This is a genomic window from Streptomyces globisporus (assembly GCF_003501885.1).
GTDB lineage: Bacteria > Actinomycetota > Actinomycetes > Streptomycetales > Streptomycetaceae > Streptomyces > Streptomyces globisporus_D.
Genome location: NZ_QWFA01000202.1, coordinates 1 through 11396, shown reverse-complemented (window position 1 = coordinate 11396; position 11396 = coordinate 1). Strand labels below are relative to the sequence as shown.

Below are 11396 nucleotides of genomic sequence, written 5' to 3'. Positions count from 1 at the left end.
GCGCCGCCACCCGCAGCAGGAACACCACGGCGACGACGATGGCGGCGCCGTGGGACCAGCCCACCACGGCCAGCGGGGAGAACCGGTCGAGGGCCGCCGCCACCAGGATCATGCCGACTCCGAAACCCAGGTTCTCGAAAGTGGCCGAAAGACCGAAGGCGTGACCGCGCAACGTGGCCGGAAGTGTCTGGAGGTGCGAGGTGTACGCGACCTCGGTGAGACCGTCCGCAGCCCCCGCGATCAGCGCGATCAGCGCCGTGACCGCCAGCGGGAACCCGGCGAACGCCGCGATGAACGCCGCCGACATCACCACCGTGCCGTAGCCGAATCCGAGCGCCCCCACGGTCTTGCCGGTGCGCTGGGTGTACCGCTGGATCACCTGCTGGGCACCGATGTTGCCGAGCGCCCACACACACCAGAACGCGCTGACGAACACCGCGGGGTTCGATGCGTCCAGCGAGGTCGAGTAGATGGGCAGTGCCGCGTTGTGGGACGACGAGCCGAACGCGTCGACCCCGCGCAGGGCCACCATCAGGCCGAGACCGGGGGCGGCGGCGAGCGCCAGGAAGGCCACGGGTCGCCACCGCGGCCCGCTCTTCTCCGCCTTCCCGGGCTTCCCCGCGTCGGTACCCGCCCCCTTGCCGCCCGCGATCGGCAGCAGGGCCACCGTCACCGCGCAGATCACGAACGTCGCCATGTCGAGCAGGAAGGCCGCGGTGTACCCCACGAGGGACACCACCACACCCGCCGAGGCGAACCCCGCCACCATGGCCAGCGAACGGCCGGTGATCGACAGCGAGTTGGCCCAGGCCCTGCGGTCCTCGCCGACCATCTCCGGGATCGAGCTGCGCAACGCGACCATGAACAGCGTCCCGCACGCCCCGATCACCATCGAGACGGCCATCAGCGCCCCGGTCACCAGGGACTCGGGGGCCAGGATGAGCACCAGCATCACGGCGCCCTGACCGACATTCGCCCACAGCATGATGCTTTTCGCGCTGAAACGGGCGAGCAGTCCGCCGACGACCAGTCCGGCGACGAATCCGGAGGCCAGCCGCACCGCCATGAAGAGGCCCATGGCCAACGCCCGGCCCGTCGTCTCGTAGACGAAGAGATTGAGCGCGACCATATTCAGGAATGTGCCGTAGGAAGACACCGCGTATCCGGCCACCAGGAATCGAAAACGGCGCTCGGAGACCGCGGTGTCCCGCGTCTTTCGAGATCCTCCGTCCGGCTCGTCCGCCGTCGTCCCGTCCGCACTCCCGATTCCAGATGTCACCCGCTCATACTCGTCGAGCGCGGGAGCCGGGCGGGAGACTCCCGATTGCACAAAGGTAATCTGCATCCTTGTGAAGGACGATCATTCCCTCTCACCGGTATGTGATTGCCGTGAATCACCCTCGGACCGGTCGATACCGGAACAACCCTGCGAGGCGGCGCTCGCGACCTATCGCCGTGCGCTGACGGAGGACAGCCTCCCGGCCGCCGCCGCACCCCCCTGCCTGCTCTCCCTGCATCTGCTGGTCGCCGACCAGGACTCGCCCGGCCACCTCATCCCCGTACCGCCGGAGACCGCCTCGTTCGCCGCGCTCGCCCCGATCGAGGAGGCGATCGTCGAGCAGCGCCGCACCCTGCGCTCCGCCCGCGCCACCCTCGCCGCCTTCGAGGGCCTCTACGCCGAGGTCCACCGGCCCGAACGCCCCGCCCTCACCCCGCTCTCCGGCGAGGCCGTCATCAGCAAGGCCCTGGACGCCGGGGTCAGCGGCTGCCGCGCCGAGGTCCGCACCGCCCACCCCGGCGGCGGACGCCCCGCCCACGTCCTGGAGCAGTCCCTGCCGCGGGATCTGAACAACCTGCGGCGCGGCATCCGGCAGCGCACCCTCTACCAGCACACCGTCCGCTCCGACCGCACCACGCTCGCCTACATCGAGCAGGTGACCGCCGAAGGGGCCGAGATCAGGACCCTGCCCGAGGTCATGGACCGGTTCATCGTCTTCGACCGGGACCTCGCCTTCATCCCGTACTCCGACGAACCCCACACCGCGCTGCGCGTCCGGCACCCATCGCTGGTCCGCTTCCTGGTCCGCCACTTCGACGAGGCGTGGTCCCGCGCCGTCCCCGTACGCCCCGAACGCGCGCCGCTGCGCACCCCCGTCGTCACCTCCGACCTCCAGCGCGCGATCCTCCAGGCCGTCGTCAACGGCGAGACGGACGCCGCCATCGCCCGCCGGATCGGCATGAGCCGCCGCAGCGTCGCCGAGCACATGCGCAAGGTCTCCGAGCAGCTCGGCAGCAACAGCCGGGCCCAACTCGGCTACCTGGTCGCGACATCGGGCCTGCTGGACGACTGAGATACGCCGCAGGGGCCCACCCCGTACGGGCGAGCCCCTGCGCACACGTCACGGGTCAGGCCAGACCCGGCCCCCGCACCGGAATGCTGGTGAACGTCGGAGCCGGGGCGGGCTCGGTGAAGAAGTCGTTGCCCTTGTCGTCCACGACGATGAACGCGGGGAAGTCCTCCACCTCGATCTTCCAGACCGCCTCCATGCCGAGCTCCTCGTACTCGACGACCTCGACCTTCTTGATGCAGTCCTGGGCGAGCCGGGCCGCCGGGCCGCCGATCGAGCCGAGGTAGAAGCCACCGTGGGAGCCGCAGGCGTCGGTGACCTGTTTGCTGCGGTTGCCCTTGGCGAGCATCACCTTCGAGCCGCCCGCCGCCTGGAACTGCTCCACGTACGAGTCCATCCGGCCGGCCGTCGTCGGACCGAACGAACCGGAGGCGTACCCCTCGGGCGTCTTCGCCGGGCCCGCGTAGTACACCGGGTGGTCCTTCAGGTACTGCGGCATCTCCTCGCCCGCGTCCAGCCGCTCCTTGATCTTGGCGTGCGCGATGTCGCGGGCCACGACCAGCGGGCCGGTCAGCGAGAGCCGGGTCTTGACCGGGTACTTCGTCAGCTCGGCCAGCACCTCGTCCATCGGCCGGTTGAGGTCGATCTCCACGACGTCCCCGCCGGCCTCGTCGAGGTGCTCGTCGGTGGTGTCGGGCAGGAAGCGCGCCGGGTCCTTCTCCAGCTGCTCCAGGAAGACGCCCTCGGCGGTGATCTTCGCGGTGGCCTGGCGGTCCGCCGAGCAGGACACGGCGATCGCGACGGGCAGCGAGGCGCCGTGCCGGGGCAGCCGCACCACGCGCACGTCGTGGCAGAAGTACTTGCCGCCGAACTGCGCGCCGATCCCGATCTTCTGCGTCAGCTCGAAGACCTTCTCCTCCAGCTCCTTGTCCCGGAAGCCGTGCCCGGTGGGGGAGCCCTCGGCGGGCAGCTCGTCCAGGTAGTGCGCGGAGGCGTACTTGGCGGTCTTCAGCGCGAACTCCGCCGACGTACCGCCGACCACGATCGCCAGGTGGTACGGCGGGCAGGCCGCGGTCCCCAGCGAACGGATCTTCTCCTCCAGGAACTTCATCATGGAGGCCTCGTTCAGGACGGCCTTCGTCTCCTGGTAGAGGAAGGACTTGTTGGCCGAGCCGCCGCCCTTCGCCATGAACAGGAACTTGTACGCGCCGCCGTCGGTGGCGTACAGCTCGATCTGGGCCGGGAGGTTGGAGCCGGTGTTCTTCTCGTCCCACATGGTCAGCGGGGCCATCTGCGAGTACCGCAGGTTGAGCTTGGTGTACGCGTCGTAGATCCCGTGCGACAGGGCCTCCTCGTCACCGCCCTCGGTCAGCACGTTCTGCCCGCGCTTGCCCATGACGATCGCCGTGCCGGTGTCCTGGCACATCGGCAGGACGCCGGCGGCGGCGATGTTCGCGTTCTTCAGGAGGTCCAGCGCCACGAACTTGTCGTTGGAGGACGCCTCCGGGTCGTCGATGATCCGCCGCAGCTGCGCCAGGTGGGCGGGGCGCAGATAGTGCGAGATGTCGTGCATCGCCTCGGCGGCCAGCGTGCGCAGCGCCTCCGGCTCGACCTTGAGGAACGTCCGGCCGTCGGCCTCGAAGGTGGAGACACCCTCGGCGGTCACCAGACGGTACGGCGTGGTGTCCTCCCCCAGGGGGAGCAGATCGGAGTACGCAAACTCTGCCATGACGGCCATTCCTCACTCGGCGACAGCGGCTGACCTCCCTCGGGCAGCGCGTCCACCAGGGTAGAACGCCGGCTTCGCGCGGGTCCTGTGAGGTAAGGCTCACCTGGACCCGGACGGGGCGGGGGCGCGCCGGTTGGAGGGGTAGTCGCGATCTATCGCGTTTCGGTACGCTGGGTCGGTGGACCTAGAGAAGCAGCCCCAGCAGCCCCTCAGGCCGGCCGTCCCACCGCCCGCCGAAGTCCTGAACGGCGATGACATCCGCGCCTCCGACGCCGACCGCGACCGGATCGCCGACATCCTGCGGGAGGCGATGGCCGAGGGCCGTCTGACGGCCGACGAGCACGCCGAGCGGGTGGACCTCGTCTACCGGGCCAAGACCGTCGGCGAACTCCAGCCGCTCGTCCGGGACCTGCCCGCCTCCTCCGGTTCCACCGCGCAGGGCCCGGGCCCGCGCCCGTACAGCTACGGCCCCGAGGCCCCGGAAGGCCCCGCGGACAATCTCGTCGCGGTCTTCAGCAGCTCCGTTCGCAAGGGGCGTTGGCGGGTCGGCGGCCGGACGAACGCCTTCGCGCTCTTCGGCAGCGTCGAGATCGATCTGACCGAAGCGCTTTTCGGCCAACGCTTCACCGTCATCAATGCGACGTCCATCTTCGGAAGCGTCGAGGTCCGCGTCCCGGAGAACATCTCCCTGCGCGGCAACGGCACCGGTGTCTTCGGCGGTTTCGAGGTGAAGTCGCTCGAATCCACCGACCCGGAAGCCCCGGTCGTCGTCGTGAACGGCTATGCGGTGTTCGGGAGTGTGGAGGCGAAGCCGAAGCGCGGAAAGTTCGTCGCGGACCTCCAGAGGCGGCTGCGTAAACACCTGGGCCACTGAATACGGCACGACGGACGACCTCCGTCATTCGGCCAGAATGCCGCGGGGGCGCATTGCGGTGCGTCGCGCGCCGGTGCCACTCAGTGCATAGGCGTACGTACAGCGGGTAGGGAGTGCAGCATCGACTCTCGCTCGCGAAGCCGTAGCCGTCGTCAGGAGTAGCCCGTGCTGCAATCGCCGCATCAGCCTCTGCAGGTCGCCGCCGTTCCGGCCCAGCGGACCCCCGCCCGGGAGGATGATGCGGGCCCCTGGCATTCGGAGGCGGCCTGCCGCCGCGACGAGGCGGGCCTCTTCTTCGCCCCCTCCAAGGAACCGACTGCTGCCCGGCTGGCCCGCGAGGAGGCCGCCAAGCGGGTGTGCGGCGGCTGTCCGGTCATGATCGAGTGCCGGGAGCACGCGCTGATGCAGCCCGAGCCGTACGGGGTGTGGGGCGGACTCACCGCCGCCGAGCGCCGGGTGGCGCTCGCCCGGCGGCGACGGCGGGACATCGAACTCAAGGCCGCGACGACGGCCGAGCACATAGCCGCGGCAGGCTGAGCGCGTACGCGAAGGGGGTGCGGGGAGCGTATCTGCTCCCCGCACCCCCTTCGTGCGCTCTGCGCGCCCCGGGCGTCGGCTACTTCGCGCGGTCGAAGTCGATGGCGCTGTAGGCGCGCAGCTTCGACAGCCGGTGGGTCGAGGAGATCGACCGGATCGTGCCGGACTTGGACCGCATCACGATCGACTCGGTGGTCGCCGTCTCCGCGCGGTACCGCACACCGCGCATCAGCTCACCGTCGGTGATCCCCGTCGCCACGAAGAACACGTTGTCGCCGCTGACCAGGTCGTCGGTGGACAGCACCCGGTCCAGGTCGTGGCCCGCGTCCAGCGCCTTCCGGCGCTCCGCCTCGTCCTTGGGCCAGAGCTTGCCCTGGATGACACCGCCGAGGCACTTTATGGCGCACGCCGAGATGATGCCCTCGGGCGTTCCGCCGACGCCCATCAGCAGATCGACGCCGGTGCCCTCGCGGGCCGCCATGATCGAGCCCGCGACATCGCCGTCCGAGATGAACTTGATCCGCGCGCCGGTCTCCCTGATCTCCTTGACGATGCCCTCGTGCCGGGGCCGGTCCAGGATGACGACGGTGACGTCCTCGGGCGTGGAGTTCTTCGCCCGCGCGACGCGCCGGATGTTCACGGCCACGGGGGCGTTGATGTCGACGAAGTCCGCCGCCTCGGGCCCCGTGACCAGCTTGTCCATGTAGAAGACCGCCGACGGGTCGAACATCGCGCCGCGGTCGGCCGCCGCCAGCACGGCGATGGCGTTCGGCATGCCCTTGGCGTTGAGCGTGGTGCCGTCGATCGGGTCGACCGCGATGTCGACCTCGGCGCCGGTGCCGTCGCCGACCCGCTCGCCGTTGAACAGCATGGGGGCTTCGTCCTTCTCGCCCTCGCCGATGACGACGACGCCGTTCATCGAGACGGTCGAGACGAGGGTCCGCATGGCCTTCACTGCGGCGCCGTCGGCGCCGATCTTGTCGCCGCGGCCCACCCAGCGCCCGGCCGCCATGGCAGCGGCCTCGGTGACCCGGACCAACTCCAGGGCCAGGTTGCGGTCGGGGGCCTCCGGGGAGACCTCCAGTTGGGACGGCAGATGATGCTCGGACATCGGAGCGCACCTTTCTGTACGGCGACGACCGGATATGAGGGTGCTGCGACTCTATCGGTAGGTCGATAAAATGAGCAGTGCGGGTCACGCATGAGCACCCCGGCGTCGCCGTCTCCGACCGGCACCCTGCGGCCGGGCGTGTCAGGCCGCGTGCCACCATGGACCCGTGGCAAGCAAGCGAGGCAAGCAGACAGTCCGGGACATGTTCCTGTCGACTTTGGTGATCGCCGCCTGCGCGGGGGTCATATACCTCTTCATCCCGAAGGACGAGCACGCCGACCCGATCAAGGCGGTCGACTTCACCGTGGAGCTGGCGACGGTACGGACCGACGCCCCCTACCCGGTGGCCGCGCCGGAGGGCCTGCCGGAGAAGTGGAAGGCGACCTCCGTCCGCTACGACGAGGCCGAGGGCAAGGCCTGGCACCTGGGCTTCCTCGACGCCGACCGCAGGTACGTCGCGGTCGAGCAGTCCACCTCCGCCGCGCGCACGTACGTCCCCGAGGTCACCCAGAAGGCGAAGGACACCGGCCGGACCGAGACGGTGGCGGGCAAGGAGTGGCAGGTCTGGGAGGGCGACAAGTACAACGCCCTCGTGCTGCCCGGCAAGGGCCACACCACGGTGGTCACCGGCTCGGCGCCGAAGGAGAGCCTGGTCGAGATGGTCGAGGCGCTGAAGACGACGCCGCCCGCCACGCCGGCTTCCTGACGCGCGGCCCGCGCCGACTCTCATACGCGAAGGGCCCCGGAACACCAGGTGATGGTGTTCCGGGGCCCTTCGCGCGTGAGGGTGACCGTGCGACGGAGGCTCAGACGGTCGTGACGACCTCGTCGAAGGACAGGCGCGGGCTGCGCGGGAACCAGGCGTCCTCGCCCGGCTTGCCGATGTTGACGACCATCAGCGGGGTGTGGTCGCCGTCCAGGAACTCCTTCTGGACGCCCGCTGCGTCGTAGCCGGTCATCGGGCCTGCGGCCAGACCGGCGGCGCGGACGCCGATGATGAAGTAGGCGGCCTGGAGCGCGGCGTTGAGGCCGGCGGCCGACTCACGGACCGGGCGCTCCGAGAAGAACATGTCCTTGGCCTGCGGGAAGTGCGGGAGCAGCGCCGGAAGCTCCTCGTGGAACTCGTTGTCGGCGGCCAGGATCGCGACCAGCGGGGCGGTGGCGGTCTTCGGGCGGTTGCCCTCGGCCATGTGCTGCACCAGGCGCTCGCGGCCTTCGGCGGAGCGGACCAGGACGACACGCAGCGGCGACTGGTTGAAGGCGGTCGGGCCGAACTTCACCAGGTCGTAGATCGCCTGGACCTGCTCGTCGGTCACGGGCTCGTCGGTGAAGGTGTTGGCGGTGCGGGCCTCGCGGAAGAGGAGGTCCTGAGCGGCGGGGTCGAGAACGAGAGACATTCTGGTGCAAACCTTCCGAACGAACGCGGTGGGGAGAGCTCGAAGGTACTCCAGAGATAGGTTAACTTTCAACTAAAACGGGAATCGAGTGATCCATTGCACACCATTGCATGATGCAGCTACTTTGCCTGAGGGTGCGCCCAGCCCTCCTCGGTACGGTCCTGCGGGGCCCGCCTCAGCCCTCGTCGCCGCCGTCCTGCGGGCGGGCCAGGGCCGCGTCCAGCCGGGCGCGGGCGCCCTCCAGCCAGTGCCGGCAGACCTTGGCCAGCTCCTCGCCCCGCTCCCACAGGGCCAGCGACTCCTCCAGCGTCGTGCCGCCCGCCTCCAGCCGGCGTACGACCTCGATCAGCTCGTCGCGTGCCTGCTCGTACCCGAGCGTGCCCGTGGCGGCAGCCGCCGCCGTACCGTCGTCCGTCATGTGATCCACCCTAGATGTGAGCTGTTACGTCATCGTGGGAACGGCCGCGGCCGCCGGTCGGCCGGCTCACCCGTCCCCGTCCCGGTCCACCCGCACCGTGAACTCGCCCTCCGCCACCCGCGCCCGCAGCGGCTCGCCGGTCGCCCCGGCCTCGTCGGGGGAGCGCACCACATGGCCGTCGGGCCGCTGGAGCACGGCGTAACCCCGCTCCAGGGTCGCGGCGGGCGACAGCGAGACGACCCGGGCGAGCGTGTGCGACAGCTCGGAGTCGGCCCCGTCCAGCAGATGGCCCAGCACCCGGCGGCTGCGCCCGAGGAGCGCGTCCACCTCGGCCTCGCGCTCGTCCACCAGCCGCTGGGGCCGCTCCATCGCCGGGCGGCCCAGCGCGTGCGCGAGCCCCCGCTCCTCCCGGTCCAGCAGCCCCCGTACGGTGCGCAGCGCCCGGTCCCGCAACTGCTGTACACGCTCCAGCTCCTCGCCCACGTCGGGGACGACCTTCTTGGCCGCGTCGGTGGGCGTGGAGGCGCGCAGATCGGCGACCAGGTCCAGCAGCGGGGAGTCCGGTTCATGGCCGATCGCGGAGACCACCGGCGTACGGCAGGCGGCCACGGCCCGGATCAACTGCTCGTCGGAGAACGGCAGCAGATCCTCGACGCTGCCGCCGCCCCGGGCCACCACGATCACGTCGACCTCGTCCAGCGCGTCCAGCTCCTCGACCGCCTGCACCACCTGGGCGACCGCGTTCACCCCCTGCACGGCGGTGTTGCGGACCTCGAAGCGCACGGCGGGCCAGCGGCGGCGGGCGTTCTCCAGGACGTCCCGCTCGGCGGCGGAGGCCCGCCCGCAGACGAGCCCGATGAGCTGGGGGAGAAAGGGGAGCGCCTTCTTCCGGTCCAGCGCGAAGAGCCCCTCGGCGGCGAGCGACTTCTTCAGCTGCTCCAGCCGCACGAGCAGCTCACCGATGCCGACCGGCCGTATGTCGGTGGCCCGCAGCGACAGCTGCCCCCGGGGCGCGTACCACTCGGGCTTGGCGAGGACGACGACACGCGCGCCCTCCGTCACCACATCGGCGATCCGGTCGAAGACCTGCCGGAAACAGGTGACGCTCACCGAGATGTCGTGGGACGGATCGCGCAACGTCAGAAAGACGACCCCGGCCCCCGGCCGCCGCGACAGCTGGGTGATCTGCCCCTCCACCCAGATGGCGCCGAGCCGGTCGATCCACCCCCCGATGAGCCGGGACACCTCGCCGACGGGCAGCGGCGCTTCCGCGGACGTGTTGAGAGCCATACGGGCGAGCGTATCGGCACCCGCCGACAGCACACCGGCCCCGCGCGGAGGCCGGACGTGCAGGGGCCCGGCCCCGGACGGCGCGTGGGACACGCGGGCGGGACGGCGTGGCCCACCCGGGCGGTCCACGTGGCTGACCCGAGCCTGCACGAGCCGCTCACGCGGACCTCACCGCTTCACGTGGCCGGGCCCACCGGGCCTGCCCGAGCCGCTCACCCGGACCTCACCGCTTCACGCGACCGGGCGCGCCGGGCCCCTCGGCCCCGCTCCGGCGCCCCGTCCCCTGCACCGCCAGCACCACGAACCCCACCCCGAGCCAGCAGAGACCCACCACCTGGGCGGAGGTCGTCGCCTCCACGATGACCGCGACCAGCACCCCCGCGCCGACCACCGGGACGAGGACGTGCCGCCACCACACCGGTGGCCCCGCCATCCGGCGAACGACGAACCAGCCGACCACCGACGCGTGCAGCAGCACGAACGCGGTCAGCGCGCCGATGTCGACCACCGAGACCAGATGGTCCAGGCCGTCGTCGCGCCGGGCGGCCCACACCGCGGCCACCAGCGTCACGATGCCCGCTCCGAGGATCGCCGGCCGCGGCACGCCCGACTTCGGGTCGACCTTCGCGAGAAGGTGCGGCAGCCGCCGTTCCCGGGCCATCGCGAAGACGAGCCGGCCGGCGGCGGCCTGCCCCGCCAGCGCGGCGAACGCGGCCCCGATCGCCTTGCTGACCGCCACCAGATCGTGCAGCCAGGTCCCCACCGAGGCGTCCACCGCGTCGTAGAACGCCGACCCGTGCGCCGCCGGGTCCGCCGCCAGCTCCGCCGAGCTCACCGGCTCCAGCAGCGCCGCCAGATACGACTGGGCCACGAACAGGACACCGGCGAGCACCAGACAGAACAGCACCGCCCGCGCCACCTTCTGCGAGCCGCCCGTCACCTCCTCGGCGAACGAGGCGATGGCGTCGAAGCCCAGATACGACAGCACGGCGATCGACACGGCTCCCAGCACCGCCCCCACGGAGAACCCGGTGTCCCCGGACAGCGGTGTCAGCCAGCCGCGCTGCGCCCCGTCCCGTACGAGGACGACCACGGCCGCGACCACGAAGACCAGCAGCACCACGATCTCCATGGCCAGCACCGCGAAGCCGACGCGGGCCGCGGCCCGTACGCCCCACAGGTTGAGCAGGGTGGTCACGAGGACCGCGATCGCGGTCCACACCCACCGCGAGACCTCCGGTACCAGGGCGTTCATCGCGATCCCGGAGAAGAGATAGGCGACGGCGGGGATCAGCAGGTAGTCGAGCATCGCCATCCACCCGGCGATGAACCCCGGCCCTTCCCCGAGCCCCTTGCGGGCATACGTGAAGACCGAACCGGCGAAGGGCGCGACCCGCACCATCTGGGCGTAACTGAACGCGGTGAATCCCATGACCACGGTGGCCACGATGTAGACGAGGGCGACCGCGCCGTCGGACTTCGCGTCCAGGGTCCCGAACACGCCGACGGGGGCCATCGGGGCGATGAAGAGGAGCCCGTAGACGACGAGGTCCCGGAACCCCAGGGTCCGCCGCAGCCGCCCTTCCTCCGTACGGCTGCCGGAACCGCTGTCGGAACCACTGCCGGAACCGCTGCTGGAACCCCCCGCCGCCCCACTCCCCGCACCGCTGCCGAACCGGTTGCCCGACCCAC

Annotated in this window: 11 protein-coding genes; 4 read left to right on the top strand and 7 right to left on the bottom strand. The window is 70.8% G+C overall.

All coding sequences use genetic code 11. The features are described 5' to 3' along the window. The coding region (locus tag D3105_RS28435) for an MFS transporter (protein WP_240647052.1) at positions 1-1129 on the bottom strand (1129 nt) is incomplete at its 3' end. A gap of 220 nt (positions 1130-1349) precedes the next feature. Between D3105_RS28435 and D3105_RS28430 the strand changes: the two genes are divergently transcribed. After that, positions 1350-2351 (top strand): LuxR C-terminal-related transcriptional regulator, encoded by a 1002-nt coding sequence (locus D3105_RS28430; RefSeq protein WP_118905832.1) that lies wholly within the window; start codon positions 1350-1352, stop codon positions 2349-2351. A 55-nt stretch (positions 2352-2406) separates the two neighbouring features. Here D3105_RS28430 and D3105_RS28425 read toward each other — a convergent pair whose 3' ends face one another. Continuing rightward, positions 2407-4077, bottom strand: coding sequence for a fumarate hydratase (locus tag D3105_RS28425; protein ID WP_118905834.1), 1671 nt, complete (start codon positions 4075-4077; stop codon positions 2407-2409). A gap of 178 nt (positions 4078-4255) precedes the next feature. Here D3105_RS28425 and D3105_RS28420 point away from each other — a divergent pair, with 178 nt between their 5' ends. Further along, positions 4256-4951: a DUF1707 SHOCT-like domain-containing protein gene (locus tag D3105_RS28420; RefSeq protein WP_118905831.1), complete on the top strand. Its 696-nt coding sequence runs from the start codon at positions 4256-4258 to the stop codon at positions 4949-4951. Between the two features lie 165 nt (positions 4952-5116). Next, complete coding sequence (locus D3105_RS28415) at positions 5117-5488, top strand: WhiB family transcriptional regulator (protein WP_118905830.1); 372 nt, start codon at positions 5117-5119, stop codon at positions 5486-5488. Positions 5489-5567: 79 nt separating this feature from the next. On the opposite strand, the gene glpX is transcribed toward D3105_RS28415, so the two are convergent. After that, positions 5568-6599 carry a class II fructose-bisphosphatase gene (glpX, locus tag D3105_RS28410; protein ID WP_118905829.1) on the bottom strand — a complete coding sequence of 344 codons (1032 nt, stop codon included), beginning with the start codon at positions 6597-6599 and terminating at the stop codon, positions 5568-5570. 202 nt (positions 6600-6801) lie between these two features. On the opposite strand from glpX, the gene D3105_RS28405 reads away from it, so the two are divergent. Then, entirely contained in the window at positions 6802-7305 is a 504-nt protein-coding gene (locus D3105_RS28405; protein ID WP_240647053.1) for a DUF4245 domain-containing protein, read from the top strand. A gap of 100 nt (positions 7306-7405) precedes the next feature. Here the strand turns inward: D3105_RS28405 and D3105_RS28400 are convergent, their stop codons facing one another. The 4 genes from D3105_RS28400 to D3105_RS28385 form a co-directional block, all read right to left on the bottom strand. Next, positions 7406-7996 (bottom strand): malonic semialdehyde reductase, encoded by a 591-nt coding sequence (locus D3105_RS28400; RefSeq protein WP_118905827.1) that lies wholly within the window; start codon positions 7994-7996, stop codon positions 7406-7408. Between the two features lie 175 nt (positions 7997-8171). Further along, positions 8172-8414, bottom strand: a complete 243-nt coding sequence (locus D3105_RS28395; RefSeq protein ID WP_118905826.1) for an exodeoxyribonuclease VII small subunit — start codon at positions 8412-8414, stop codon at positions 8172-8174. 66 nt (positions 8415-8480) lie between these two features. Continuing rightward, positions 8481-9704, bottom strand: a complete 1224-nt coding sequence (gene xseA, locus D3105_RS28390; RefSeq protein ID WP_118905825.1) for an exodeoxyribonuclease VII large subunit — start codon at positions 9702-9704, stop codon at positions 8481-8483. A 223-nt stretch (positions 9705-9927) separates the two neighbouring features. Next, positions 9928-11396: APC family permease (locus tag D3105_RS28385; protein ID WP_240647051.1), on the bottom strand; the 1469-nt coding region annotated here is incomplete at its 5' end.